We start from the raw sequence: 24,162 nt of genomic DNA on the forward strand, positions 1-24,162 counted from the left end.
AGAAAACAATCCGAGCCCAGGAATAAAACAGGAGTGCCTGGGGTCTTGTCCTTAGCGGAACCGTCCTCCCAAGACGCCGCCTAACGGATGAATCCAGGAGATTGAAATGAACAAGATCGCCCTCGCCACCGCCGCCATCCTCGTTGCGACCGGCAGCGCCTTTGCCGGCAGCGACCATTATGGCTCCGACAATGCCAACCAGCCCGTCGCCCCGATGGCGGGCGTGGACCACCTTGTCACCGGCGCGCTCAAGGATACGGGCATGGCCAGCCACGAGACAGGCGATGCCAAGACGAAGCCCACGACCGACTGGCCCGAACCCGGCCAAGGCATCTGGGGCAATTAACGTCCCGGACACGCAGCGGCCTTGGCTGCCAGCTTAACCCCGGATTTCTAGCGCAGATCCTTCGGACGCAGGCAATGCGTCAGCCGCGCGGACGACAGGTTGGACCAGTCGCCCTGGAAAACGAGGCGCGCAAAGGCTGCCGTTGGAAATTTTCCTTCGAGCCTCCTGCGCGCCTTGGCCTCTGACCCTGGCCCGGCAAGCTGTTTCGCCAGATATTGCAGACCGGGATTGTGGCCGACCACCAGCAAGCTGTCGTTCGACGGATCGGCTTGACGAATCTGGCTCAGAATATCCGTCGCTGAGGCTTCATAAAGCGCCTCGGAGAACGCGACTCGTGGATGCGCTGGCAACTCCGCGTCCACCAGCCGCCAGGTCTCGCGGGTGCGCAGCGCCGGCGATACCAGCGCCTGGTCCGGCAGCCACCCGCGCGTCGCGAGTTCGCGCCCTATCAATTGGGCCGCCTTCAATCCGCGTTCGGCGAGCGGCCGGTCGAAATCGGGGAGGTTGGGATCGTCCCAACTCGACTTGGCGTGGCGCAGCACAAACAACTGTTTCACGATACTCCCGGTCGAATGGCGGATGCAGATGGAGGCAGGACAGCTGCTGGTTCAGGCAATTTGCTTTTCGGCGGCCTCGCGCAAGACTTCTTCTCCCCACTGGTTCAGGCTCTTGCCTGCGAGTTCCGCTGCCATTGCGACTTTTGAATGAACCGAGGGGTCAACGCGCAACATGAGATTGCCGGAATAAGGTCTTTGCGGCGACTTACCGATTTTCGCGCAAGTTTCGACATAGTCGTCCACGGCTTCATGGAAGGCGGCTTTTAGCCCCGCGACAGTTTCTGAATGGAAGGATACGCCGTCTCGAATACCGGCAATACGGCCGAAGAAAATCTCGTCATCGTCATCATAATCAACACGGGCCGAATAGCCCTTGTAGGTCATCGCATTCATGGCTTCACTCCGATCCTCGACAAGAATTGGCGAGCATCCCGTACTTGATATCGCTTTGCTTCCTTTGAAGGGTGTGGCCGGTGGAACGTCTCGACTTCGCTCTTAAAGACAAAACGCACGCGTGAGCCGCTTCCTTCGATCACCTGGCAACCAACGGCGACCAGCAAGGTTTCGACGGCAATCCATTCGATACTGCCCGAAACTGGATCGGTGAATATCGCCTTGAGCACGCGCCTATGCTTGCTGTTCATGCAAGCATGAGATAGGCGGGTGCGCCAAAGTTTGCAATCAAATTATGACTGCAAAAATGCCTACGGCGTGATCCGCGCCAATTGCTCGAAATCGATTTCCTCGCGTAGCGGGCTCGGTGCAATGATCATCGAGGTTGCATTGTCGGCATCGTCGGCGAAGCGGGCAAATACGGTGCGGCCCTTTTCCATCCGCGCCTTGCCCTCGGCGACCAGCCCCAGCGCCAGCGGATAGAGCTGGTGTTCCACCTTCAGCACTCGTGCGGCAAGTGTGTCGGCATTGTCGCCGACCATTACCGGCACCGCCGCCTGTGCGATGATCGGGCCGTCATCCATCTCGGACGTGACGAAATGCACCGTGCAGCCATGGATACGCATACCCGCCACCAGCGCGCGCGCATGCGTATCGAGCCCCTTGAAGGCCGGCAACAGAGCGGGGTGGATGTTGATCATGCGACCCTGCCATTTCTGGACGAGGCCGGTGGTCAAAATGCGCATATAGCCGGCCAGTGCCACGATCTCGGCATTGAAGGCCGTGAGGGCCGCATCGATCGCGGCGTCGTGCGCCTGCTTGCTGGCGTGGTCGGCCCGGGAAATCACCTGGGTGGCGATGCCGCGCGCCCTCGCCATGCCGAGCCCGGCGGCATCCGCCTTGTCGGAGATGACGCCGACGATTTCGGCGGGGAAAGCCGGGTCGCTGGCGGCGGCGATCAGCGCCGTCATGTTGGAACCGCGCCCCGAGATCAGAACGACAGTGCGTTTCTTCTGCGCACTCATAGACCGATCGAACCCCGATAGATGACGCCGGCGTCGCGGCGCGGCACGATCCGGCCGATCGGCGTCACCGTCTCGCCGGCTTCCTGCAAGACGGCAGCGACCTGCGCCGCCTGGCCGGACGCCACCGCCAGGATCATGCCGATGCCGCAGTTGAAGGTGCGCATCATCTCTTCGGGCGCCACACCGCCGGTTTTGGCCAGCCATGAGAACACAGGCGGCACGTCGATGGCGTCGAGATCGAGCTCGGCCGAGAACTCCTTCGGCAGAACGCGCGGAATGTTTTCGGGGAAGCCGCCGCCGGTGATATGGGCCAGCGCCTTGATGCCGTGCGTGTTGCGGATCGCCTTCAGGATCGATTTCACATAGATCCGGGTCGGCTCGAGCAGCGCCTCGGCCAATGTGGCCTCGTCATTGAAGGGAGCCGGATCGGTCCATGCCAGGCCGCTGGTCGCAACGATGCGGCGCACCAGCGAAAAGCCGTTCGAATGCAGGCCCGACGAACCCAGCCCCAGCAGCACGTCGCCCTCGACGATGTCGTCGGTGGGCAGAAGCTGGCCGCGCTCGGCCGCGCCCACGGCAAAACCGGCAAGGTCATAGTCCTTGCCGTGATACATGCCGGGCATTTCGGCCGTCTCGCCGCCGATCAGCGCGCAGCCGGCCTGCCGGCAGCCCGCGGCGATGCCGCCGACGATCGCCGCACCCTGGTCCGGATCGAGCTTGCCAGTGGCGAAATAGTCGAGGAAGAACAGCGGTTCGGCACCCTGCACGACGATGTCGTTGACGCACATGGCGACGAGGTCGATGCCGATCGTGTCGTGCTTGCCGGCGTCGATGGCGATCTTCAGCTTGGTGCCGACGCCGTCATTTGCAGCGACCAGCACCGGGTCGGTAAAGCCGGCGGCCTTGAGGTCGAACAAGCCGCCGAAACCGCCGATCTCGCCATCGGCGCCCGGCCGGCGCGTCGCCTTGACCAGCGGTTTGATCTTCTCGACCATGAGATTGCCGGCATCGATGTCGACGCCAGCCTCGGCATAGGTGAGCCCGTTCTTACGCTTGACTGTATCGCGCTTCATATCTGGCTTGTCGCTGTTTCCTTTGCGGCTCTTCGCATGAACGGTTTCGGTCCGCAAGGAAAACGGCGCTGAAACTGCCGCTCCCCACCAGGGGAAGCTCGGCAGCTTCTCTCTTGCGTCCATCCCCCATCTCCATCATCTATCGTTCAGACAGAAGCGACGGGACATGCGCTTGACCATCCCCAACCTGATCACAATCATGCGCCTTGTCCTGGTGCCTGCCGTGGTGCTGGCCATGCTCCAGGCGCGCTGGGATTGGGCCTTTGCCGGGTTCCTCGTTGCCGGCATCTCGGACGGCGTCGACGGCTTCATCGCCCGCCGGTTCAACCAGCATTCCAAGCTCGGCGCCTATCTCGATCCGGTGGCCGACAAGCTGCTCCTGGTTTCCGTGTTCGTCGTCCTGGGCTTCATCGGGCAATTGCCGCTGTGGCTGGTCGTCACCATGGTGTCGCGCGACGCGCTGATCATTTGCGCGGTGCTGTTGTCCACCGTGATGGCCCATCCCGTCGAGATGAAGCCGCTCCTCGTCTCCAAGGTCAACACCGCCATCCAGATTGTACTGGCGGCGCTGGTACTGGGTGAGCTTGCTTTTTCGATCCATCTCGATCCACTTCGTCCCGCCCTCATAATGCTGTCCGGGGTCTTGACCGTGGCTTCGGCCGCAGCCTATCTCGTGGCTTGGCTGAGGCATATGAGCGGCTATGGCGAAGGCTCCACCCCGGGCACCTGACAAAGAAGCTGCGGCGAGCGCGCCGGCGGCAGCCGGGGATGATCCATCCGCCGGATTCCGCCGGCAGATCTTCTTCTGGCTTGCCGGCGTCGCCGCGCTCGCGCTTTTCCTCTATGTTTTCAGCGCCATCCTCTTGCCCTTCGTGGCCGGCATGGTGCTCGCCTATTTCCTCGATCCCGTGGCCGACCGGCTGCAGCGACTCGGCCTCAGCCGTTTCATGGCAACGGTGGTCATCCTCATCACCTTCCTTGTCGTGCTGGTGCTGGCCTTTGTCATCCTCATCCCGGTGCTGGCGACGCAGATGGCCGATTTTGCCGGCAAATTGCCTGAGTACCTGACGCGGCTGCAGAGCCTGATCACCTCGTTCGATCCAAAATGGCTGGAACAGAAATTCGGCGTCAACGCCAATGGCCTGCGCGACGGATTGAATTCACTGCTGACATCCGGCTTCGGTCTGCTGACAACCGTGTTCACCTCGATATGGAGTTCGGGCGTGGCGCTGGTCTCGGTGATCAGCCTGTTCGTGGTGACGCCGGTGGTCGCCTTCTACATGCTGCTCGACTGGGACCGCATGGTGGCGGTGATCGACAGCTGGGTGCCGCGGGACAATGTCGCCACGGTGCGCGCCATCGCCAGGGACATCAACACGGCAACGGCCGGCTTCGTGCGCGGGCAGGGCACGCTGTGCCTGGTGCTGGGCGCCATGTATGCCACTGGCCTGACGCTGACCGGTCTCAATTTCGGCATCCTCATCGGCCTGTTCGCCGGGCTGATCTCCTTCATCCCCTATGTCGGCTCGCTGACCGGGCTGGTGCTGGCCGTCGGCGTTGCCTTCGTCCAGTTCTGGCCGGACTGGACCATGGTCGTAGCGGTCGCGGTGGTGTTCTTCATCGGCCAGTTTATCGAGGGCAATATCTTGCAGCCGCGGCTGGTCGGCAAAAGCGTCGGCTTGCATCCGGTGTGGCTGATGTTCGCGCTGTTTGCCTTCGGCGCGCTGTTTGGCTTCGTCGGTCTGCTGATTGCGGTGCCTGCATCGGCCGCGGTCGCGGTCCTGGTGCGCTTTGCCATTGCGCGTTATCTGGAATCGCCGCTCTACAAGGGTCACGGCAAGGCCGTGCCGCCATTGCCGGCCGATCGTCGCAAAGGCATCAATCCATGATCCGGCCTGGCCGGGTCGCGCGGCTGAGCCTGGCATGAGCGACCAGAGGGCCGACCCGCCGCGCCAGCTGCCGCTCGATCTCGGCCATGGCACCGGCTATTCGCGAGACGAACTCGTCGTCTCCGGCACCAACAACCAGGCAGTGGCGCTGGTCGACCGCTGGCCGGACTGGCCCTCGCCGGTGGTCGTGCTCGCCGGTCCGGCCGGTTCCGGCAAGACCCATCTGGCCTCGATCTGGCGGGCACGGGCGGATGCCGTTCAGGTCGACGCGCACCGCGTTGGCGACAGCATTGTAAATCTCGGTGCCCGGCCGGCGCTGATCGACGACGTCGATACCGGCACAGTCGACCAGCAGGGGCTGTTTCATCTGATCAATGCGGTACGCGGCAGCGGCTCGCATTTGCTTTTGACGGCGCGCCGCTTTCCCTCGGCCTGGGGCGTCACGCTGCCGGATCTGGCGTCGCGGCTGAAGGCTGCGGCAACCGTCGAGATCCACGAACCCGACGATCTCCTGCTGGCAGGTGTCATCACCAAGCTGTTCGCCGACCGACAGGTCGAGGTCGAGCCGCATGTCGTGCAATATCTGGTGCGCCGCATCGAGCGCTCCCTGGCGACGGCCATGCGCGTGGTGGAGCGGCTGGACCGCGCCGCGCTCGAACGCAAGACGCCGATCACCCGGGCGCTGGCGGCTGAAACCGTCAGCGCCATGGACGAGGGGCAGGGCGAGTTCGAGGTTTAGGGCGCGATGGTCGGCCGGCCAGCAAATGGTGGTTCCATGTCCCTTTAACCGTCCCATTTCGGGAAACAAAGCTGGCACCGATCTTGCGACACAAGCTTGCCGGCTGACCCCGGTCCTGATTGCGTTCCAAATCAGGTTGTAGGCTCGCCGGGAGTGGGGCGGTTGGGGTTCTCGCCCGGCGAGCTTACCTTCATGTGACTTCAGTCACCCTCACTATTGCTGCGCGTTCGGCTTGCCCGCGCAATGCCAAGCTAGGTGAGAGAAGAACGGGTATTCGTCAATTGACGGATACCAAAAATGGCGACGAGGCCACCGAGTCGCTGAAATGCCGGCGCTCGGTGAACTCCGTGGCTAAGGCGAACGAGCCATATGCCCGCTGCTTGGCGTTGATCTCGTCAGTTGGCCTTCTTCGCCTTGTTCACATAGTCGTTCGTGTACGTCTGCGTGATATCGATCTTGGCGTTGGCCACATCAGGCGAACCGAGAGAGAAAACGTCGAGCACGGCCTGCGCGCCTTTTGGATCCATGAGCCCGGTGGTCGAATACATGGGGATCGCATTTTTCAACGCGGCCAGATAGGCGTCCTTGTCGCTGCCGATCAGATTGTCGGGGATCTGGGCCATGATCTCTTCGGCGCTGTGGGAGTGAATGTAATCCAGCGTGGCAAGCATGGCATTGGTCAATCCCTGCGTTGCTTGGGGATGCGCGGCCATCCATTCCGGCCGGGTGTAAAGCGCTCCGCCGGGATAGTCGCCTCCGAATACCGCCTCGGTATCCTTCTGGGTGCGCGTGTCCGCCAGGATGGTCAGGTCCTTATGCCTGGCCTGAAGCACGGTGACGGCCGGATCGAGCGTCACCACGGCGTCGATCTGCCCTTGCTCCATGGCGGCGACAGCGGTAGCGCCCAGCCCAACGCCGATCACGGCGGCGGATGTCGGGTCGATGCCGTTCTTCTGCAGAAGGAACTTCAGGAAGAAGTCGGTCGAGGAACCGGGAGCGGTCACGCCGACCTTTTTGCCAGCAAGGTCCTTCACTGACTTGATCTTGCCGGTCTGGCCCGGCGCCACCGCCAGCACCAGTCCCGGGAACTGGTCGTAAACGACGAAGGATTGCAGGCGCTGGTTCTTGGCGGCCAATTTCACCGTGTGATCGAAATAGCCGGACACCACATCCGCGCTGCCACCCAATACTGCGGTCAGCGATTGAGAACCGCCCTTGAAATCGACGAGGTCTGCATCGATGCCGGCTTTTTCGTAAGCGCCGATCTGTTTGGCGAGCACGGTCGGCATATAGCAGAGGCATGACGCTCCGCCGATCGAAATGGTGACCTTTTCGGCGGCCCCCGCGTCTGTGGCCACCGCGAGCAATACGACGGCGGCGGCCGCCAGTTTCGAAATGATCCTCATGATCTCCTCCTTGAGCTGGATTGGGCCCTATCGGCCTGGTTTCGAGAATTCAGGCCGCCAGACAAGCAGCCGCTTTTCGACCAGCGTGACGATCCAGTCGATCAAGAGCACAAAAGCGGCGAGGACGAACATTCCGGCAAAGACGCCCGCTACGTCGAAAACGCCCTCGGCCTGCTGTATCAGATAGCCTAGTCCGCCCGCCGCACCGAGATATTCGCCGACCACGGCGCCGACCACAGCAAATCCGACGGAGATATGGAGCGATGAAAACACCCAGGACAATGCCGATGGCATATAGACGTGGCGCAGCAATTGCCGTTCGTTCATGCCGAGCATTCGGGCATTGGCCAGCACCGTCGTGTTCACCTCCCTCACGCCCTGGTAGACATTGAAGAAGACGATGAAGAAAACCAGCGTCACGCCCAAGGCAACCTTGGACCAGATGCCGAGGCCAAACCAAAGCGTGAAGATCGGCGCCAACACGACGCGGGGAAGCGCATTGGCCGCCTTTACATAGGGATCGAAGACGGCCGCAAGTCTTGGCTTGCGGGCAAACCAGAAGCCGATCGCGATCGCTGCCAGCGAGCCGATGGCGAAGGCCAGCATGGACTCCCACAGCGTGATCCACAGATGATGCCAGATCGTCCCGGTGGCAAACCACTTCCATATCTGGCCTGCCACCGCCAACGGGGTCGAGAAGAAGAAGGAAATATTGTTCGGATCGCCGATCAGGTGCGTCGTCGACGCTGCCTGCCAGAGCGCGATGACGATGACGGCCACGGTTAGCTGTGCGAAAAGCAGCGTCGTCCTTTTCATCGGATCGCTCCTTCTTCAATCTCGCCGTAAGCCTTGAGCACTTCCTTCTTCAGCATGTGCCAGATGTCGCGATGCAATTTCTGGAAGCGCGGTTCCAGCCTGATTTCCGAAATATCGCGTGGACGCGCCAGCGGGATTGGAAAGTCGCCGATGATGCGTGCCGAGGGACCGGCTGACATCACCACCACGCGATCAGCCAGCGCGATCGCTTCTTCGAGGTCGTGGGTGACGAACATCACCGCCTTGCGGTCGTCCGACCACAGCTTGAGCAAAAGGCCGCCCATGATCAGCCGCGTCTGTGCGTCGAGCGGTCCGAAGGGTTCGTCCATGAGGATGATCTTGGGGTCGCGGATCAGCACCTGCGCAAGAGCAACGCGCTTTTTCTGGCCGCCTGAAAGCATGTGAGGGTAGCGCTCGCAGAAAGCAGCCAGGCCGACGCGTCCGAGCCATGCTCGCGCGCGTTCCTTTGCTTCGGAAGAGGGCACGCCTGCCACTTCCAGCCCGATGGCCACATTGTCCAGAGCGGTCTTCCAGGGCATCAATGCATCCTGCTGGAAGAGGTAGCCAGCCTGTCTGTTGAGACCGCGAAGCGGGGCGCCGAACACACGGACGCTGCCAGCCGAAGGCTCGAGAAGCCCTGCGCCGGCATTCAGCAGCGTTGACTTGCCGCAGCCCGTCGGCCCAATGATCGCCACGAATTCCTGGTCGCCGACTTTCAGATCGGCGCGGGCGACCGCCTGGAAGCTACGCCCGGCCGCCAATGCGAAATCTATGGTCACTCCATCGAGATCGACCGCGATCCAGGTTCCGGCTGGCGGCTGTCTGAATTTTGTCTCCGTGCCGCCCGTGGCGGTTTCCGTCGTCATGCCGAATGCCGCCCTGCGCCGAGACGGGTGGGTGTCCAACTGTCGCTCATGGTTCCTCCGTGAGGCTTTAGCGGAGACCGTCGATGTCCGATGGTCATCTGTCGCCCCACACCGTGCCGTGTTCCGGCTCACAATAGTCGATGCGGTGGAGCAGGCAACTTTGCCGTCCGCGGCTTTTTGTTGCGACCGTGACATGCAGCAGCAAAGACAACTGGCCGCGCGGAGATTGCCGACAGCCCCATTCTGCACCCGACACATTGCCATTCGCAGGCGCCAACGGCCCTCGATTGCCTTTTCTGTGAAAGGTGGTCGGAGTGGAGAGATTCGAACTCCCGACCCTCTGGTCCCAAACCAGATGCGCTACCAGGCTGCGCTACACTCCGAACGGTCTGTTGCCTATTCATTTCAGTGTTGCATGGCAAGTGCAAAAACCTGCAAGTGCAAAAACCTTGCCGCCGTCCGCATTGCGCAGTAATGACGGGCGAAGAGGCGGCCATGCTGCCTTGCACAGCAATGAGGTGGTCATGTCCGCGCGCATTTTCAGTCCAGCCAAAACCGCGATGCAGTCCGGCACGGCCAAGACCGGCCATTGGGTGCTGGAATTCGATCCCGAGATGCGCAAGAAAATCGACCCGCTGATGGGCTACACCACTTCCGGCGACATGAGGAGCCAGATCAAGCTGACCTTCGACACGCGTGAAGAGGCCGTGGCCTATGCCGAGAAGGAAGGGCTCGCCTACCGCGTCGAAGAGCCGAAAGAGCCCAAGCGCCGCCAGATTTCCTATGCGGAAAATTTCCGCTATGACCGCAGGACGCCCTGGACGCATTGACCGGCAAAGCCCGGGCGGGCGCCAGCGCAGACATCTTACCGGCTCCGAGCCGGCCAGCGGTCCCGTAGCTCAGCTGGATAGAGCACCGGCCTTCTAAGCCGATGGTCACAGGTTCGAATCCTGTCGGGATCGCCAATAATTTCAACGGCTTAGCTGCTCCGGACGTGAGAAATTTCAACGCGGGCAGGAATCCGGTCGGAACTTTTCATCCCTTCTCGTCTTCACGAATGCGCTTGCCGGCGCGACGGCGGCACGCCGCCGCCGCGGCGCCCTTTCCGTATTATTTCGTGACCTTGTCGCGCGGGAACCTTCGTAACGATCATGCGTTCGGGGCCTTGTATTCGCGGTCCCTCATAAAAGTAAGCATTCGGGCTGCGAATGGCGGGCAAAACAAGCATGGGTTGGGGAAGGAGAAAACCGCGTCATGTCGAAACGTGAAATTGGAACGTCGCCCGCCTTGGGGCGACGTATCGCCGAGCTCAAAGCCAAGATGCAAACCGCCCGGATTTCCGACCATGAGCTGAAGACCTTCCATAAGGTTGCCGCCATCATGGGAGCGGGCGAAGGCTCTCTAGGCCTGGATGCCGACGATCTGATCGCGGCATCCTTTGTTGCAGAGACGCTGGGCGAATCGGCGCCCAACGGCTGACGGCAGGACCCTCCTGTCGTAGGTCCGGATCGATCATCCGGACAAATCTTCGAGACGCAGGCCGGAGGCGGCCGCCGGTCCGGCGGCCGTAACCCTGCAACCTCTGCCGTCGAATTGGAGGGAAAGTCTTATCGTTTTGTTTGCGTTGGCGCGTCATAGTAGACGCGGCTAACGGAGTTGAAGAGATGAAGCTCGACCTGTCGCCGACGAGTTGGGGCAGGGTGATCGCCGTCACCGCCGCCGGCACGGCGTTCTTCATTGGCGTGGCGTTTTTCGTCGATTCGTTCAATTTTCCGTATCTTTCGCCCGAAGCTGTGTGGCGGGCTCAGCTGACCGACATTCTGTTGCCCCTGGTGCTGGGTGGATCGTTTCTCTTCTTCCTGATGTGGAAGATACGCCAGTTGGCCATTGCCCAGCGCGATCTCACCGTCGTTGCCGCCACCGACAGCCTGACGGCGGTGCTCAACCGCGGCGCTTTCTCCATGCTGGTCGAAGCCTATCTCGAACAGGTCCGCAAACAGGCGTCGGCCAATTCCGGTGCGCTGCTGATCATCGACGCCGATCACTTCAAATCGATCAATGACCGGCTTGGGCATGACTGCGGCGACCAGGCGCTCAAACTGATCGCGCAGACGATCAAGGATCAGCTCCGCGGCACCGACATCGTCGGCCGCATCGGCGGCGAGGAATTCGGCGTGTTTCTTCCCGGCGTCGATCCCTCGCAATCCTGGCTGGTTGCCGAAAGCATCCGCCGGCGAATTCGCGAGGTGGAATTTTCGCCGGGCGGCCGGTCCTGTCCGCTTTCCGTGAGCATTGGCGGTACCGCCTTTAACGGGCCGACCACCTATGAGGAGATATTCTCGGCAGCCGACAGGCGGCTCTATGCCGCCAAGTCAAATGGACGCGACCAGGTCAGTTTCGATCCGATGGTTTCCCAGCAAACGCCGCCAGCCGCGACAATCACGGTTCATTGAGGCGGATCCGGCCAGCCACCGGCGCCGGGGGCGCGTCGCTGGGGATTTCTGCAGCCATCACGCAGAAGGTATTTTCGCTTTGCGCGCCGCCCGCTAAAGGTGGTGGCCACAGCTCCGGCCGGGGCTGAATGCATCGGGCAGGGCCTTCTTCGCATGACATTGATGGGCGCGGCGGCACTGCTGATCCTGGTCCTGACCTATGCCGGCGTCGCCGTCGGCCGCATACCAGGCCTGCGCCTCGATCGGGCGGGGATCGCACTGCTCGGCGGGGCCGCGATGATAGCCATCGGGGCGATCAGCCTGGAGGATGCCTACCGCGCCATCAATTTCGACACCATCACGCTTTTGCTCGGCATGATGATCGTAGTGGCGCATCTGAAGGTCTCGGGCGCCTTTCGCGGCCTCGGTGCCATCGCGATCGAGCATGCGCATGCGCCGTTCATGCTTTTGGTTATGGTGACCCTGCTGACCGGCCTGCTGTCGGCCTTCCTGGTCAATGACGCCATCTGTCTTGTCATGGCGCCGATCGTCGTTCACGTCACCCGCGCCATCAAACGCAATCCGGTTCCTTACCTCATCGCGACCGCCACCGCGTCAAATTGCGGCAGTGTCACCACCATCACCGGCAATCCGCAAAACATGGTCATCGGTGCGCTGTCGGGCATCTCCTATCCGGCCTTTTCAGCGGCTCTGGCTCCGGTTGCCCTGTTCGGTCTCGTCGCGGTCATCGCCATTGTTCGCATCGTCTACCGCACCGAATTCGCGCGCAACGGCGAATTGACGCCACAGGTCTCGCGCGGCCGCATGCATCGCCGCCAGGTGCTGAAAGCGGTGGTGGTTTGCATCGGACTGGCCGTTGCCTTCTTCGCCGGTGTGCCTGTCGCCAAGGCGGCGCTCATCGGCGGCGCCATCCTCCTGCTCACCCGCGCCATCAAACCAGAGCGCATCTATCGCGAAATCGACGGGCCATTGCTGTTCATGTTCGCCGGCCTGTTCATCGTGGTTGCCGGCGCCGAACGAACGCTGCTGACACCGGACATCGTCGCATCGGCCAAGAACCTCGGGCTGGACGACGTCTGGCGCCTGTCGGGCTTCACCGCGGTGCTCTCCAACATAATGAGCAACGTGCCGGCCGTGCTGGCGCTGCGGCCCTTCATCCCCGGCCTGGAAAACCCCGAGCGCGCCTGGCTGGTCGTCGCCATGAGCTCGACGCTGGCCGGCAATTTCACGCTCCTGGGCTCGGTCGCCAATCTGATCGTTGCCGAACAGGCGCGCGCCGCCGGCACGTCGCTGTCGTTCGGCGCTTTCTTCAAAGTCGGCCTGCCATTGACGCTGCTAACGCTGGCGGCTGGCACGGCATGGCTAGCGCTCTGATCCCTGGCGCGACTGTTCCGTGCTCAATTGCTGCGGAGTGACGGGTGCTCCGGAGTGGCGGGTGCTCCGGAGTGACGGGGCTTGGTATTTGCGGCCAAGTCCCGCCACCGGCCCAGATTTTCAGGGCGCCACTACCAATCGGCCTTTCATGTTGGGATGGAAGCGGCAGAAATAATCAACCGCTCCCGCCGTCTTGAGGGTCAGTTTTCCCTTCGCCTTCGGCGGGATCATCACCTCCCAGCCGCCCTTCACCGTGGCCGTGTGGGCGAATGCGTCCTTGTTCACCCACTCGATCGTGTCGCCGACCCTGGCCTCGACGCTTGCGGGCGAGAAGACGAGCTTGTCGATCGTCACCTCGATCGTCGCTGCCGGCGCCGGGCCGGCGGCAAGCACCAGCGCCAGCCAGGCAAGGAGCGGTCGGATCAGCACGGCCGCTTTCATTTCAACATGCCGGCGACATGTTCGGCATGCTGCTCATGCCCCTGGAAGATCTTGAGGCCGGTTTCGAGCAGGCTCTTCAGCTCGGCATTGCTGGCCGACGGAATGAGCAGGGTTTCGAGCGCTCCATTGACCTGCTTGTGGTAGGCCACCTCGTTTTCGATATAGGCCTTGTCGAAGGCAGCCCCTTTCAGCTTGGCGAGCTTGGCATGTTCCTCTTTCGCCGCCTTGGTCAGCGCCTGGCTGGTGGCATTGTCTTCCGGCTTCACCTTGAGCTTCTTGAGCAGGTCGAGCGCCTGCTTGTTCACCGCTTCGTGGTCGCGCTCCATGTCCTTGGCGAAATCGACGACTTCCTTGTTCTTGGATTTCTTGATTGCCTGCTTGGCCGCCTCGATGTCGATCATGTCGGCTGTGTAGGCGATGTGGGCGATCTGCGGGTCGGTCGGCTTGTCGGCAGCTTGCGCGAATGGGGCAGCGCCAAGCAGCAAGAGGGCGGCAAGCGCTGCGGTGTGTCTGATAAGCATGGCATCTCCTTCCGCCCGACAGCCTGGGCAGCGGGCTTCATCTGGGTTGACATTCATTGGATGAGGATGGCGCGGAAACGTTCCCGACAAATCGGCGAAAGATCTGGCTTTGAAGATCACCCCTCGAATCCGAGCCGCTTCATCACGGCCTGCGTCAGCCGTTCGCAGCGCCGGCCGGCGAAGGGGAAGGCGTCGAGCAGCACCGGCCCGATCTCGTCGTCCAGCGCCTTGCGCAGCAAAGCGCGGGCGCGGTGCAGTCTCGTCTTGACGGTCTCGGGCCGCACGCCGAGCAGGTCGGCGGTCTCCTCGATGCTCAGGCCCTCGATGACGCGGGCCACGAAAACCGCGCGATAGGCGTCGGGCAGGCTGTCGGTCGCCCGCTCGACAAGCCCGAGGATCTGCCGCTGCGCCATCGTCCGCTCCGGATCGTCGCTTGGGTTGAGGGGAAACCGGATGATCTGCGCTTCCGGGTTTTCAGGCATGGCCACGGTTCGCCGTCCTTTGCGAAGCCGCCCGAGCGCCTCGTTGATGACGATGCGCGACAGCCAGGTGGAAAGCGAAGCATCGCCGCGATAGGTGCCGAGATTGGTAAAGGCCCTGACATAGGCCTCCTGCACGATGTCCTCGGCCTCGCTGTCATTGCGCACCATGCCGCGCGCCAGTCGGTAGAGCCGCTGGTTGTTCAGCTTCATGATCTTGCGAAAGGCATCGCTGTCGCGGGCAAGCGCGCGGGCTACGAGCCGGAGCTCGTCCGTCGCTGTTGATGTTGCCGTCAGCGCAGGCATGTGTCCTCCATCGATCCTTGCACGAAAGATTGGATGCAGGTTTCGAAAAAAGGTTCCCGAAAAATCACGCCAGGCGATCCGCCTGGCTGCCTATGCTAGCACTTTGGCCGGCTCCCTGCCGGTGTTTTGCATCCGCGCCGTCGCGGCCAGCAGATCGGTTTGCGTGATCAGCCCGAGGATGTGGTTTTTATCGTCGACGATGATGACGGCGTGACTGCGCCCGTCGGTCAGCACTGGCAGCAGCGCCATGGCGTTCGAGCCGGCAGTTGCGGTTGCCGCCGGCGAGATCACGGTTCCGACCGTGCCGGCCGCCAGCGTCAGTTCCCGCAAGCCCACGGTTCCGGCCAGCCTTGCCTCGGCATCCACCACCGGCAAGGTTCGTATGTTGTGGTCAAGCAGCAATTGGCGCGCAGCGGCGGCTGGCGTGTGCTCGTCCACCGAGATGACGTCGCGCGACATGATGTCTTGGCACCGCAACGTCGCATGCTCGCGCACCATGGCCTGCAATTCGACCTGCCGCAGCAGCCGGTCGAGATCGCCCCGATCGATGTCGAAGGTCTCGTCGAGCGCTCCAAGCGCGGCGTCGATGTCCTCGGAGCGAAAACCGACACGCAATTGCGCCGGCGGATCGATGGTGCCGTGACTGTTTACCGGCGCCGGGGCCGGCACGTGCGGGTAGTTGCGCCGGGCCAGCTTGTGGAAGCCGTAGCCAAGCGCCACCAGCAGCATCGAATTGACCGCCACCGGCACGAAAGGAAAAAGGAAGCCGGCGCTGATCACGGCTGGGCCGCCGAACACCGCGGTCAATGCCGCCGCACCCCCGGGTGGATGCAGGCAGCGCGTGAACGACATTGCGGCAATCGCCAGCGCTACCGCAATACCGGTGGCGAGCACCGGCTGGTGCACGAATTGCACCACGATCACGCCGACAAGCGCCGAGATCGTGTTGCCGCCGATGATCGACCAGGGCTGCGCCAGCGGGCTGGCGGGCACCGCGAACAACAGCACCGCCGATGCTCCCATTGGCGCCACCAGCAGCGGCACATGTGGCCCGCTACCCAGTGTGAGTCCGCTGATCGCGCCAGTCAGCGCAATGCCGATCATCGCACCGACGCAGGCGATGATGCGTTCGCGCAGCGTCGCGCCGGCAAGAATGGGAACAAAGAGGCGGAACGCCATGGGCAGGCTCTTGGTGCGGTGGCTGGGGAATGATTTCCGCTGCCGCAATGAAGCGGAAGCCGGCAATTTGGAAGTCAAACAAATCCGCAAAACTGCGGATGGGGAGAATAATATTGCCGACATGGCCGGACCGGGGGGCCGCGTGCGGCCCCGGTTTGCTCAATCGCGTCAAGGCCTTGCAGGCGTTGCTGGTATCGGTCCGAGAGGTCGCGTCAGGCCGCTGCGGCGGCGGTGAGCCCGCGAAGAATATCGGTCATGAGGTCCTCGACATCCTCGAGGCCGATCTGGAGACGAATCAACGGCCCTTCATAGGGGCCCTTGGCAACGACGCGGTCGCCGAGCCAGACCGGCACGGCAAGGCTCTCGTAACCGCCCCAGGAGTAGCCGAGACCGAAGATCCGCAATGCGTCGAGGAACGCGTGCTGCTGTTTCTGGCCGCCGCCGGCAAGCACGATGGAGAAGATGCCGCTGGAGCCGGAAAAGTCACGTTTCCACAGCGCGTGGTCGGGATGACTGGGAAGGCCAGGGTGGAGCACGCGCGCCACGCCCTTCTGGCCCTCCAGCCATGCCGCGATGGCGAGCGCGCTGCGCTGATGGTGATCGAGGCGCACCCCCATGGTGCGCAAGCCGCGCAGCACCTGGTAGACGTCGTCGGGTCCGGCGCAGCAGCCAAGCGTGCAGAAGCTTTCATACAGCTGTTTCCAGCAGGCCTCGGTGGCCGACACCGTACCCAGCAGCACGTCCGAATGGCCGGCGGGATATTTCGTCGCCGCATGGATCGAGATGTCGACGCCATGGTCGAGCGGACGGAAATAAAGCGGCGTCGCCCAGGTATTGTCCATCATGACGATGGCACCGGCGGCGTGCGCGGCCTTCGCGATGGCTGGTATGTCCTGCACCTCGAACGTGTTTGAGGCCGGCGATTCCGTGAACACCACCTTGGTGTTCGGCTTGATCAAGGCGGCGATGCCCGCGCCGATGCCGGGAGCATAATACTCGACCTCGACGCCGAGCCGCTTCAGCATCGTGTCGGCGAAGTTGCGCGTCGGATGATAGACGCTGTCGACGATCAGCAGGTGGTCGCCCGCCGAAACGAAGGCAAGCAGCGGCACCGTCACCGCCGCCAGGCCCGACGGGACCACGATCGTGCCGGCCGACCCCTCCAGCGCGTCTATGGCCTGGGCCAAGGCGTCGGTGGTCGGTGTGCCGCGCGTGCCGTAGGTGTATTTCTGGTCCCGTCCAGCCATCGAGGCGGCATTGCGGAACAGCACCGTGGAGGCGTGCACGACAGGCGGATTGACGAAGCCGAAATAGTCGTGCGGGTTGTTGCCCGAATGGGCAAGCCGCGTGTTGATGCCCATTTTGCCAGTCACCGGCTCGTTGCCGTCTTTTGCCATTCGTCGTCGCCTTTTTTGGTAAGCCGCTAGCCATAGTGCGGCGACATGGACCGCGCAACAGCCGGCTTTCGCCAGGACCCCGACTTCGAATGTGCCAATTGCCGGAGCCGCCGCAGGCCGACTGCAAGCGTAATGGCGCGGCCAGAAAGCCCGCCGCCGGCAGCGGCATGCGTCGCCTGATAGCGCAAAGCGTACCTCACCATGACCCAGATCCAGCCAGAGGGCGCAGACATCGGCACGCAACCGGCCGGCAGAGCACAGTAACGCAGAGTAATCGGGCGGATGGATTTTTTGCGGACAGAGCGCAGCCTGGCGTAGGGCGAGCTTCGCCGGCTTTATTCGCGCTTCTGACTAAATTGCGGGCGCGTTTGTCTGCTATTCAGGCAATTGCGGCAAACGATTTTCAAACCCATCTGAATTCGGTCATTTTCCTTGACCTCACAGGAATTATCGCCTTCGATGCTGTTCGTGAATGGGAGGCGGCGCGTCGACTGCGATGCGGAGTTCCGGAAATGGGCCGGAACGGAAAGCTGCGTTCACGCGGGAAAAAAAGATCAGGTTTGCCTGAAAACAGAAAAGGGTCTGTGGGTCATGAAACACATTGCAATCGGCATCCTTGGAGCCGCCGCGCTTGGAGCCGTGGCTTCAACGGCTTCAGCCACCACGCTCGACACGGTCAAGCAGAAGGGCTTCATCCAGTGCGGCGTCTCGACGGGTCTGGCCGGCTTCTCCGCGCCGGACGACAAGGGTGACTGGCAAGGCATCGATGCCGATTTCTGCCGCGCCGTGGCGGCCGCCGTCTTCGGTGACGGCTCCAAGGTCAAGTTCACGCCGCTCAGCGCCAAGGAGCGCTTCACCGCGCTGCAGTCGGGCGAGATCGACATCCTGTCGCGCAACACCACCTGGACCATTAACCGCGACACGGCACTTGGCCTGAACTTCATCGGCACCACCTACTATGACGGCCAGGGCTTCATGATCAACGCCAAGAAGCTGCCGGGCGTCAATTCGGCGCTTCAGCTGTCCGGCGCCGCCGTCTGCGTGCAGAGCGGCACCACCACCGAGCTCAACCTCGCCGACTACTTTAAGGCGAACAAGATGGAGTACAATCCGGTCGTTTTCGAGAAGCTCGAAGAGGTCAACGCAGCCTATGACGCCGGCCGCTGCGACGTCTACACCACAGACCAGTCGGGCCTTTACGGCATCCGCCTGACGCTGGGTGCGCCGGCCGATCACGTCGTGCTGCCGGAGATCATCTCCAAGGAGCCGCTCGGACCGGCGGTGCGCCAGGGCGACGACCAGTGGTACCATATCGTCAAGTGGACCTATTTCGCGCTGCTCGATGCCGAGGAACTCGGCATCACCAAGGCCAATGTCGACGAGATGAAGAACTCGGCCAGCCCTGAGATCAAGCGCGTGCTCGGCCAGGAAGCCGACACCAAGATCGGCACCGATCTCGGTGTCTCCAACGACTGGGTCGTCAACATCGTCAAGGCGGTCGGCAATTACGGCGAAATGTTCGATCGCAATGTCGGCTCGGGCAGCCCGCTGAAGATCGCCCGCGGCATCAACGCGCTGTGGACCAAGGGCGGCCTGCAATACGCTCCGCCGATCCGCTGATCGAAATGTGATCCGGAAGGCAGAACCATCTGCCTTCCGGTTTCTCTTTCACAGGGGACGATGATATGGCATCGCAGGAAGTCCTTCGCGAGGACACAAGTCGCGGCTCCTTTATCAACGACCCGAAAGTCCGCAGTCTCTTTTTCCAGACGCTGGTCATCGTCGTTCTGTTCGGCTCCGTCTGGTGGATCGTGCAGAACGTCATCGACAATCTGCAGCGTCTTCACATCGCCTCCGGTTTCGGCTTTCTCAGGGGCCGCGCCGGATTCGACATCTCGGACACGCCGATCGCCTACACGTCGGATTCGACCTATGGTCGCGCCATCATTGTCGGCCTGATCAACACCATCATCGTCGCCGTGGCCGGCATCGTCACCGCGACCATTATCGGTTTCGTCATCGGCATCGGCCGGCTGTCGCAGAATTGGCTGATCCGCAAGATCTGCACGGTCTATGTCGAGATCTTCCGCAACATCCCGCCGCTGCTGGTCATCTTCTTCTGGTATTCGGGCGTGCTGGCCGTGTTGCCGCCGCCGCGCGAGAGCTATAACCTGCCTTTCGGTTCCTTCCTCAACCAGCGCGGTTTCTATTTCCCGCGCGCCGTCTGGGGCGAGGGCTCATGGCTGATCTTCGTGGCGCTCATCGTGGGTATCGCCATGGCCTGGTTCGTCGCCCGCAAGGCGCGCCAGCGGCAGATGGCAACGGGTCAGCAGTTTCCCGTGTTCTGGACATCCGTGGCGCTGATCGTCGGCCTGCCGCTGCTCGCCTACGCGCTGAGCGGCTTTCCGCTGAGCTTCGATTTTCCGAAACAGTCGACCTTCAACCTGACCGGCGGCTTCCAGGTCAAGCCGGAGTTCCTGTCGCTCTATCTGGCGCTGTCCTGCTACACGGCGGCCTTCATCGCCGAGATCGTGCGTGCCGGCATCAGGGGTGTCAGCAAGGGCCAGACCGAGGCCGCCGCGGCACTTGGGCTGCGGTCGGGATCGATCCTGCGGCTGGTCGTGGTGCCGCAGGCCATGCGCATCGTCATCCCGCCGTTGACCAGCCAGTATCTCAACCTGACCAAGAACTCCTCGCTGGCCATCGCCATCGGCTATCCAGACCTGACGGCGACCGCCGGCACGGTGCTCAACCAGACCGGCCAGGCGGTCGAGGGCGTGCTGATCATGATGATCGCCTATCTCATACTCAGCCTAGTGACCTCCGCCGTGATGAACGTGGTCAATGCCAGGATGGCGCTGGTGGAAAGGTAGGGCCATGCAGGAACACGACATGTCCTGGGTGCGCACCGAAATGGCCCTGGCGGAGGCGGCGCCGATCAGCGAGCGTGGCCTGTATGCCTGGGTCCGCAAGAACCTCGTCGGTTCGGTCGGCGACACCATCCTCACCATACTCGGCATCATCATCGTCGCCTGGGTCCTGCCGCAGGTCATCAACTGGGCCTTCATCAATGCCCAGTGGACCGGGCCGGACCGGACCGTCTGCGCGACAGTGGCGCAGGGCGGCATCCAGCCCGATGGCTGGAGCGGCGCCTGCTGGGCCTTCGTCAACGCCAAGTTCGGCCAGTTCATGTTCGGCACCTATCCGGTCGAGGAGCGCTGGCGGCCGATCCTGGTCGCCATCCTGTTCGCGGCGCTGCTGGTGCCGATGCTGGTCCCCAGCGTGCCGCGCAAGGGCCTGAACGCCATCCTGCTTTTCCTCGTGCTGCCGATCGTCGCCTTCTTCCTTCTGGTCGGCGGCGTGTTCGGCCTGCCGCATGTCGAGACGTCGCGGTGGGGCGGACTGCTGATCACGCTCAGCCTCTCCTTCGTCGGCATCGCCGTGTCGCTGCCGCTGGGCACCGTGCTGGCGCTCGGCCGGCGCTCCAAGATGCCGATCGTCAAGATGCTGTGCATCATCTTCATCGAAGCCGTGCGCGGCATCCCGCTGATCACCGTGCTGTTCTTCGTCAGCGTCATGCTGCCGCTTTTCCTGCCCGCCGGCGTCACCTTCGACAAGTACCTGAGGGCTCTGATCGGCGTGTCGCTGTTTGCCGCCGCCTATATGGCGGAAGTGGTGCGCGGCGGCCTGCAGGCGATCCCCAAGGGCCAATACGAGGGCGCCGATTCGCTCGGCCTCGGCTATTGGCAGAAGATGGGACTGATCGTGCTGCCGCAGGCGCTGAAGCTGGTCATTCCCGGCATCGTCAACACGTTCATCGGCATGTTCAAGGACACCAGCCTGGTCCTCATCATTTCGATGTTCGACCTGCTCGGCGTCGTCAAGCAGAACTTCTCGGACGCCAACTGGGCGACGCCGCAGACCGCGAAATCCGGTCTCGTGTTCGCCGCCTTCGTGTTTTGGCTGTTCTGCTTCGGCATGTCGCGCTATTCAATGTATACGGAACGCCGGCTCGACACCGGTTACAAACGATAAAAAGGGGATTGGTTCATGGCCACCGAAAACGCCGTCAGCGCGGAAGAGATCAAGGTCAATGCCGCGAAGATGCACATCTCGACCACCGATGTCGCCATCGACATCATCGCCATGCACAAATGGTATGGCGAGTTCCATGTGCTGAAGGACATCAACCTCAAGGTGATGCGCGGCGAGCGCATCGTCATCTGCGGCCCGTCCGGCTCCGGCAAGTCCACCATGATCCGCTGCATCAACCGGCTCGAAGAACACCAGAAGGGCAAGATCTTCGTCGACGGCAAGGAATTGACCAACGATCTCAAGAAGATCGACGAGGTGCGCCGAGAGGTCGGCATGGTGTTCCAGCACTTCAACCTGTTCCCCCACCTGACCATCCTGGAGAACTGCACGCTGGCGCCGATCTGGGTCCGCAAGACCCCGAAGAAACAGGCCGAGGAGATGGCCATGCATTTCCTCAAGCGCGTCAAGATCCCCGAGCAGGCCAACAAATATCCGGGCCAGCTCTCCGGCGGTCAGCAGCAGCGCGTGGCGATCGCCCGTTCGCTGTGCATGAACCCGCGCATCATGCTGTTCGATGAGCCGACCTCGGCACTCGACCCGGAAATGATCAAGGAAGTGCTGGAGACCATGGTTAGCCTTGCCGAGGAAGGCATGACCATGCTGTGCGTCACCCACGAAATGGGCTTCGCGCGGAAAGTCGCCAACCGGGTGATCTTCATGGATCAGGGCCAGATCGTCGAGCAGAACACGCCGGCCGAGTTCTTCGATCACCCGCGCCACGAGCGCACGAAGCTGTTCCTGTCGCAGATATTGCACTGAGCGCTGCCTCGTCGAAATGGAAGGAGCCCGGCCGCGCCACGGTCGGGCTTTTTCACATTTGGCCGATCGGATCGTTTCGATTGAAACGTGATGGAATCGCAAGAACTATGCCCGGATGAGAAAACGCCTTCGTTTCCTGGCCGTGCTGGTGGCCGCGGTGGTGCTGGTCGCGGCACTCGGCACGCTGGTGCCACGACCACTCTGGCCGGCTGCCGCGGCCGGCGAGGGCGTCAGGCACATTCTGGTGCTGAGCAATCCGATCCACACCGACATCGCCATTCCCGTCGATGACGGCGTGCGCCGGCGTTTTCGCTTCCTCGCGGCTGCCGGCCAGCCTTCCGATGCGCCCGAGGTGCGCTACATCGTCTTCGGCTGGGGCGGCCGCGCCTTCTACCTGGAGACGCCGACCTGGTCGCAGCTGAAGGCGATGCCCGTATTCAAGGCCCTGACGCTTGACGCTTCAGTGATGCATGTCGAGGTCGCCGGCGATATCTCCGGACCCGATGTCGCCGGCTTCGACATCCCGGAAGACCGCTTTGCGGCATTGCTCGACTTCATCGATGCGAGTTTTCAGCAAGGACCGAGCGGGCCGATCGTCATCGCAGGGGCCGCCTATTCCGATTTCGACCGCTTCTATGAGGCGAACGGCCGTTTCAATGCGCTGGCCGGCTGCAACACCTGGACGGCCGCCGCCTTGCGAACCGCCGGCCTGCGAACCGGTTGGTGGAACCCGCTGCCGGTCTCGCTTGGGTGGTCGTTGCGGCTGTATAATTGGTAGGTCGCGCAGATAACGACAACGCCTCGTTCGAGTTCTAGACCCGCCACCCATAAAGCCAGTCCAAATCCGCGGCGAGCTTCTCCGGCGCCCGCATTTTCAGGAAAAGGTTGCGCGCCAACGCCACCGGACCCCAGGCATGCCAGGCAAGGCGGTTGAGGGCGCCGCGACGTGCCACTCTCACGACGCGCGGCCGGCGCAGGCCTTCCCAGAATTGAAGACTTCCGGCCAGGTCGGCAGGGGAGGCGGCCATGACGTCGGCAAGCGTGGCGGCATCCTCGATGGCCATCGCGGCGCCCTGTGCCGCGAACGGCGTCATGGCATGCGCCGCGTCGCCGACCAGCGCGATGCGGCCCGACCTTACCCATGGCTGCTTCTGATCGACCGTATGGATCGGCCAGGCCGCCCACGGGCCGGCCAACTCCGCAAGCCTTGCCAGCGCCGGCGCGGTGCCGCGCACGGCGCCGGCCAGGATTGCGGGATCGGCATGGCCGGACCAGCCTTCGGCGATACGCTCGCCCCTGGTGAAAGCGACGAGGTTGATGGCGCTGCCCTTGCTGACGGGATAGGCGACCATGTGAAAGCCGGGATGCAGGAAGGTGGTGACGCAGTCCGGCGCACCGATCTCTGCAAAAGCTTGCCCGGCAGGACTGTCTGCGCTGACGGTTGCCCGCCAGGCCAGTTCGCCGGAGAAGTGGCTTTTCGCAAGCCTGTTTTTCCTTCCTTGGTCGGCAAGTCCGCGCACCGACGACGAGACGCCATCGGCGCCGACCAGAAGGAAACCTTCCGCCGCGACGAGCCTACCACCCACATCGGCTGCCGCGGTGATGCCTGAACTGCTGATCGTGACGCTGTCAAGGCGCGCGCCGGTGGTGAGATGAACATCGGGCATGGCAGCCACGCGCGCCATCAGCGCGTTTTGCAGGTCCGCTCGATGCGCCACGAGGTAGGGCGCACCCCAGCGCGCCTCGCCTGCTCGTCCAAGAGGCACGCGCGCCAGTTCGCCCAAGGTTGCCGCATCCTTCAGCACCACGGCTTCCGGCCTGACGGCATTGGGAAGAAGTGCGTCGAGTACGCCGAGCTCACGCAGGATGCGTGTCGCGTTGGGCGAAAGCTGGATGCCGGCGCCCGCCGCTTCGAGGCGCTGCGCCTGTTCGAAGATCCGCACGGTATAGCCGCGCTCGGCGAAAGCCAGTGCCGCGGTCAGCCCGGCAATACCCGCCCCGGCGATGATGACTTGCCGGGACTGTGCGTCTGCCATTGGCCCGGCCCG

The 24,162-nt window shown here is 62.8% G+C and carries 27 protein-coding genes and 2 tRNA genes; 14 read left to right on the forward strand and 15 right to left on the reverse strand.

The features are described from left to right. Window positions 1-106 precede the first annotated feature (106 nt). A complete protein-coding gene (locus FJ942_RS27810) occupies window positions 107-346 on the forward strand; it encodes a DUF680 domain-containing protein (protein ID WP_140670121.1) in 240 nt (79 codons plus the stop codon). 47 nt (window positions 347-393) lie between these two features. On the opposite strand, the gene FJ942_RS27815 is transcribed toward FJ942_RS27810, so the two are convergent. The 5 genes from FJ942_RS27815 to purM form a co-directional block, all read right to left on the reverse strand. After that, window positions 394-903, reverse strand: a complete 510-nt coding sequence (locus FJ942_RS27815; RefSeq protein ID WP_140494356.1) for a histidine phosphatase family protein — start codon at window positions 901-903, stop codon at window positions 394-396. A gap of 51 nt (window positions 904-954) precedes the next feature. Beyond that, complete coding sequence (locus FJ942_RS27820) at window positions 955-1,296, reverse strand: type II toxin-antitoxin system HicB family antitoxin (protein ID WP_140494354.1); 342 nt, start codon at window positions 1,294-1,296, stop codon at window positions 955-957. Beyond that, complete coding sequence (locus FJ942_RS27825; RefSeq protein WP_224519204.1) at window positions 1,293-1,526, reverse strand: type II toxin-antitoxin system HicA family toxin; 234 nt, start codon at window positions 1,524-1,526, stop codon at window positions 1,293-1,295. The genes FJ942_RS27820 and FJ942_RS27825 overlap by 4 nt, the downstream gene beginning before the upstream one ends. A gap of 81 nt (window positions 1,527-1,607) precedes the next feature. Next, window positions 1,608-2,321, reverse strand: coding sequence for a phosphoribosylglycinamide formyltransferase (gene purN, locus FJ942_RS27830; protein WP_140515481.1), 714 nt, complete (start codon window positions 2,319-2,321; stop codon window positions 1,608-1,610). Further along, window positions 2,318-3,394, reverse strand: coding sequence for a phosphoribosylformylglycinamidine cyclo-ligase (gene purM / locus FJ942_RS27835; protein WP_140494348.1), 1,077 nt, complete (start codon window positions 3,392-3,394; stop codon window positions 2,318-2,320). The genes purN and purM overlap by 4 nt, the downstream gene beginning before the upstream one ends. Window positions 3,395-3,566: 172 nt before the next feature. Here purM and FJ942_RS27840 point away from each other — a divergent pair, with 172 nt between their 5' ends. From FJ942_RS27840 to hdaA, 3 genes are read left to right on the forward strand one after another with little or no spacing between them, the layout of a single operon-like run. After that, a complete protein-coding gene (locus FJ942_RS27840; RefSeq protein ID WP_140495033.1) occupies window positions 3,567-4,124 on the forward strand; it encodes a CDP-alcohol phosphatidyltransferase family protein in 558 nt (185 codons plus the stop codon). Next, window positions 4,096-5,283 carry an AI-2E family transporter gene (locus FJ942_RS27845; protein WP_140494346.1) on the forward strand — a complete coding sequence of 396 codons (1,188 nt, stop codon included), beginning with the start codon at window positions 4,096-4,098 and terminating at the stop codon, window positions 5,281-5,283. Before FJ942_RS27840 ends, FJ942_RS27845 begins: the two co-directional genes overlap by 29 nt. A gap of 34 nt (window positions 5,284-5,317) precedes the next feature. Next, on the forward strand, window positions 5,318-6,022 hold the full coding sequence (gene hdaA, locus FJ942_RS27850; RefSeq protein ID WP_140515482.1) for a DnaA regulatory inactivator HdaA: 705 nt from the start codon (window positions 5,318-5,320) through the stop codon (window positions 6,020-6,022). Between the two features lie 395 nt (window positions 6,023-6,417). On the opposite strand, the gene FJ942_RS27855 is transcribed toward hdaA, so the two are convergent. From FJ942_RS27855 to FJ942_RS27870, 4 genes are all read right to left on the reverse strand, one after another. Then, window positions 6,418-7,428, reverse strand: coding sequence for an ABC transporter substrate-binding protein (locus FJ942_RS27855; RefSeq protein ID WP_140520617.1), 1,011 nt, complete (start codon window positions 7,426-7,428; stop codon window positions 6,418-6,420). Between the two features lie 27 nt (window positions 7,429-7,455). After that, window positions 7,456-8,244 carry an ABC transporter permease gene (locus tag FJ942_RS27860; RefSeq protein WP_140520616.1) on the reverse strand — a complete coding sequence of 263 codons (789 nt, stop codon included), beginning with the start codon at window positions 8,242-8,244 and terminating at the stop codon, window positions 7,456-7,458. After that, window positions 8,241-9,110, reverse strand: a complete 870-nt coding sequence (locus FJ942_RS27865) for an ABC transporter ATP-binding protein (protein WP_140899595.1) — start codon at window positions 9,108-9,110, stop codon at window positions 8,241-8,243. Before FJ942_RS27865 ends, FJ942_RS27860 begins: the two co-directional genes overlap by 4 nt. A gap of 306 nt (window positions 9,111-9,416) precedes the next feature. After that, window positions 9,417-9,493: transfer RNA gene (locus FJ942_RS27870), tRNA-Pro, on the reverse strand. A gap of 141 nt (window positions 9,494-9,634) precedes the next feature. Here FJ942_RS27870 and FJ942_RS27875 point away from each other — a divergent pair. From FJ942_RS27875 to FJ942_RS27895, 5 genes are all read left to right on the forward strand, one after another. Continuing rightward, a complete protein-coding gene (locus FJ942_RS27875; RefSeq protein ID WP_140494338.1) occupies window positions 9,635-9,940 on the forward strand; it encodes an ETC complex I subunit in 306 nt (101 codons plus the stop codon). A 58-nt stretch (window positions 9,941-9,998) separates the two neighbouring features. Next, window positions 9,999-10,075: transfer RNA gene (locus tag FJ942_RS27880), tRNA-Arg, on the forward strand. 289 nt (window positions 10,076-10,364) lie between these two features. Then, complete coding sequence (locus FJ942_RS27885; protein WP_140494336.1) at window positions 10,365-10,589, forward strand: hypothetical protein; 225 nt, start codon at window positions 10,365-10,367, stop codon at window positions 10,587-10,589. 185 nt (window positions 10,590-10,774) lie between these two features. Then, entirely contained in the window at window positions 10,775-11,563 is a 789-nt protein-coding gene (locus tag FJ942_RS27890; RefSeq protein WP_140494334.1) for a GGDEF domain-containing protein, read from the forward strand. Window positions 11,564-11,716: 153 nt separating this feature from the next. Further along, window positions 11,717-12,937 (forward strand): anion transporter, encoded by a 1,221-nt coding sequence (locus FJ942_RS27895; protein ID WP_140899597.1) that lies wholly within the window; start codon window positions 11,717-11,719, stop codon window positions 12,935-12,937. Between the two features lie 120 nt (window positions 12,938-13,057). Here the strand turns inward: FJ942_RS27895 and FJ942_RS27900 are convergent, their stop codons facing one another. From FJ942_RS27900 to FJ942_RS27920, 5 genes are all read right to left on the reverse strand, one after another. After that, window positions 13,058-13,378 carry a cupredoxin family copper-binding protein gene (locus FJ942_RS27900; RefSeq protein WP_140494330.1) on the reverse strand — a complete coding sequence of 107 codons (321 nt, stop codon included), beginning with the start codon at window positions 13,376-13,378 and terminating at the stop codon, window positions 13,058-13,060. Further along, the gene (locus tag FJ942_RS27905) at window positions 13,375-13,899 is read right to left on the reverse strand and encodes a DUF4142 domain-containing protein (RefSeq protein WP_140494328.1); all 525 of its coding nucleotides are present in this window, start codon (window positions 13,897-13,899) and stop codon (window positions 13,375-13,377) included. Before FJ942_RS27905 ends, FJ942_RS27900 begins: the two co-directional genes overlap by 4 nt. Before the next feature lie 116 nt (window positions 13,900-14,015). Beyond that, the gene (locus tag FJ942_RS27910; protein WP_140515501.1) at window positions 14,016-14,684 is read right to left on the reverse strand and encodes an RNA polymerase sigma factor; all 669 of its coding nucleotides are present in this window, start codon (window positions 14,682-14,684) and stop codon (window positions 14,016-14,018) included. 90 nt (window positions 14,685-14,774) lie between these two features. Beyond that, entirely contained in the window at window positions 14,775-15,863 is a 1,089-nt protein-coding gene (locus FJ942_RS27915; protein WP_140515503.1) for an HPP family protein, read from the reverse strand. A gap of 212 nt (window positions 15,864-16,075) precedes the next feature. After that, window positions 16,076-17,260 carry a cystathionine beta-lyase gene (locus FJ942_RS27920; RefSeq protein ID WP_140515505.1) on the reverse strand — a complete coding sequence of 395 codons (1,185 nt, stop codon included), beginning with the start codon at window positions 17,258-17,260 and terminating at the stop codon, window positions 16,076-16,078. A gap of 591 nt (window positions 17,261-17,851) precedes the next feature. Between FJ942_RS27920 and FJ942_RS27925 the strand changes: the two genes are divergently transcribed. The 5 genes from FJ942_RS27925 (at window position 17,852) to FJ942_RS27945 (ending at window position 22,892) form a co-directional block, all read left to right on the forward strand. Then, window positions 17,852-18,880, forward strand: coding sequence for an amino acid ABC transporter substrate-binding protein (locus FJ942_RS27925; RefSeq protein WP_140494320.1), 1,029 nt, complete (start codon window positions 17,852-17,854; stop codon window positions 18,878-18,880). Window positions 18,881-18,945: 65 nt separating this feature from the next. Then, a complete protein-coding gene (locus FJ942_RS27930; protein WP_140899599.1) occupies window positions 18,946-20,133 on the forward strand; it encodes an amino acid ABC transporter permease in 1,188 nt (395 codons plus the stop codon). Between the two features lie 4 nt (window positions 20,134-20,137). Then, window positions 20,138-21,295, forward strand: a complete 1,158-nt coding sequence (locus tag FJ942_RS27935) for an amino acid ABC transporter permease (RefSeq protein ID WP_140565096.1) — start codon at window positions 20,138-20,140, stop codon at window positions 21,293-21,295. 15 nt (window positions 21,296-21,310) lie between these two features. After that, complete coding sequence (locus tag FJ942_RS27940) at window positions 21,311-22,114, forward strand: amino acid ABC transporter ATP-binding protein (RefSeq protein ID WP_140494315.1); 804 nt, start codon at window positions 21,311-21,313, stop codon at window positions 22,112-22,114. Window positions 22,115-22,229: 115 nt separating this feature from the next. Next, window positions 22,230-22,892 carry a TIGR02117 family protein gene (locus tag FJ942_RS27945; RefSeq protein WP_140899601.1) on the forward strand — a complete coding sequence of 221 codons (663 nt, stop codon included), beginning with the start codon at window positions 22,230-22,232 and terminating at the stop codon, window positions 22,890-22,892. 34 nt (window positions 22,893-22,926) lie between these two features. Here the strand turns inward: FJ942_RS27945 and FJ942_RS27950 are convergent, their stop codons facing one another. Then, complete coding sequence (locus FJ942_RS27950; protein ID WP_140899603.1) at window positions 22,927-24,150, reverse strand: FAD-dependent monooxygenase; 1,224 nt, start codon at window positions 24,148-24,150, stop codon at window positions 22,927-22,929. Between the last annotated feature and the right edge of the window lie 12 nt (window positions 24,151-24,162).

Origin of the sequence: Mesorhizobium sp. B2-4-2, from assembly GCF_006442845.1 — a bacterium.
Classification (GTDB): domain Bacteria; phylum Pseudomonadota; class Alphaproteobacteria; order Rhizobiales; family Rhizobiaceae; genus Mesorhizobium.

Excerpts from the sequence above, each read along its gene's own strand:
- FJ942_RS27810 (WP_140670121.1), top strand. The coding sequence starts at position 107 with ATGAACAAGATCGCCCTCGCCACCGCCGCCATCCTCGTTGCGACCGGC.
- FJ942_RS27820 (WP_140494354.1), bottom strand. The coding sequence starts at position 1,296 with ATGAATGCGATGACCTACAAGGGCTATTCGGCCCGTGTTGATTATGAT.
- purN (WP_140515481.1), bottom strand. The coding sequence starts at position 2,321 with ATGAGTGCGCAGAAGAAACGCACTGTCGTTCTGATCTCGGGGCGCGGT.
- purM (WP_140494348.1), bottom strand. The coding sequence starts at position 3,394 with ATGAAGCGCGATACAGTCAAGCGTAAGAACGGGCTCACCTATGCCGAG.
- FJ942_RS27845 (WP_140494346.1), top strand. The coding sequence starts at position 4,096 with ATGGCGAAGGCTCCACCCCGGGCACCTGACAAAGAAGCTGCGGCGAGC.
- hdaA (WP_140515482.1), top strand. The coding sequence starts at position 5,318 with ATGAGCGACCAGAGGGCCGACCCGCCGCGCCAGCTGCCGCTCGATCTC.
- FJ942_RS27855 (WP_140520617.1), bottom strand. The coding sequence starts at position 7,428 with ATGAGGATCATTTCGAAACTGGCGGCCGCCGCCGTCGTATTGCTCGCG.
- FJ942_RS27860 (WP_140520616.1), bottom strand. The coding sequence starts at position 8,244 with ATGAAAAGGACGACGCTGCTTTTCGCACAGCTAACCGTGGCCGTCATC.
- FJ942_RS27865 (WP_140899595.1), bottom strand. The coding sequence starts at position 9,110 with ATGACGACGGAAACCGCCACGGGCGGCACGGAGACAAAATTCAGACAG.
- FJ942_RS27875 (WP_140494338.1), top strand. The coding sequence starts at position 9,635 with ATGTCCGCGCGCATTTTCAGTCCAGCCAAAACCGCGATGCAGTCCGGC.
- FJ942_RS27885 (WP_140494336.1), top strand. The coding sequence starts at position 10,365 with ATGTCGAAACGTGAAATTGGAACGTCGCCCGCCTTGGGGCGACGTATC.
- FJ942_RS27890 (WP_140494334.1), top strand. The coding sequence starts at position 10,775 with ATGAAGCTCGACCTGTCGCCGACGAGTTGGGGCAGGGTGATCGCCGTC.
- FJ942_RS27895 (WP_140899597.1), top strand. The coding sequence starts at position 11,717 with ATGACATTGATGGGCGCGGCGGCACTGCTGATCCTGGTCCTGACCTAT.
- FJ942_RS27900 (WP_140494330.1), bottom strand. The coding sequence starts at position 13,378 with ATGAAAGCGGCCGTGCTGATCCGACCGCTCCTTGCCTGGCTGGCGCTG.
- FJ942_RS27905 (WP_140494328.1), bottom strand. The coding sequence starts at position 13,899 with ATGCTTATCAGACACACCGCAGCGCTTGCCGCCCTCTTGCTGCTTGGC.
- FJ942_RS27910 (WP_140515501.1), bottom strand. The coding sequence starts at position 14,684 with ATGCCTGCGCTGACGGCAACATCAACAGCGACGGACGAGCTCCGGCTC.
- FJ942_RS27915 (WP_140515503.1), bottom strand. The coding sequence starts at position 15,863 with ATGGCGTTCCGCCTCTTTGTTCCCATTCTTGCCGGCGCGACGCTGCGC.
- FJ942_RS27920 (WP_140515505.1), bottom strand. The coding sequence starts at position 17,260 with ATGGCAAAAGACGGCAACGAGCCGGTGACTGGCAAAATGGGCATCAAC.
- FJ942_RS27925 (WP_140494320.1), top strand. The coding sequence starts at position 17,852 with ATGAAACACATTGCAATCGGCATCCTTGGAGCCGCCGCGCTTGGAGCC.
- FJ942_RS27930 (WP_140899599.1), top strand. The coding sequence starts at position 18,946 with ATGGCATCGCAGGAAGTCCTTCGCGAGGACACAAGTCGCGGCTCCTTT.
- FJ942_RS27935 (WP_140565096.1), top strand. The coding sequence starts at position 20,138 with ATGCAGGAACACGACATGTCCTGGGTGCGCACCGAAATGGCCCTGGCG.
- FJ942_RS27940 (WP_140494315.1), top strand. The coding sequence starts at position 21,311 with ATGGCCACCGAAAACGCCGTCAGCGCGGAAGAGATCAAGGTCAATGCC.
- FJ942_RS27945 (WP_140899601.1), top strand. The coding sequence starts at position 22,230 with ATGAGAAAACGCCTTCGTTTCCTGGCCGTGCTGGTGGCCGCGGTGGTG.
- FJ942_RS27950 (WP_140899603.1), bottom strand. The coding sequence starts at position 24,150 with ATGGCAGACGCACAGTCCCGGCAAGTCATCATCGCCGGGGCGGGTATT.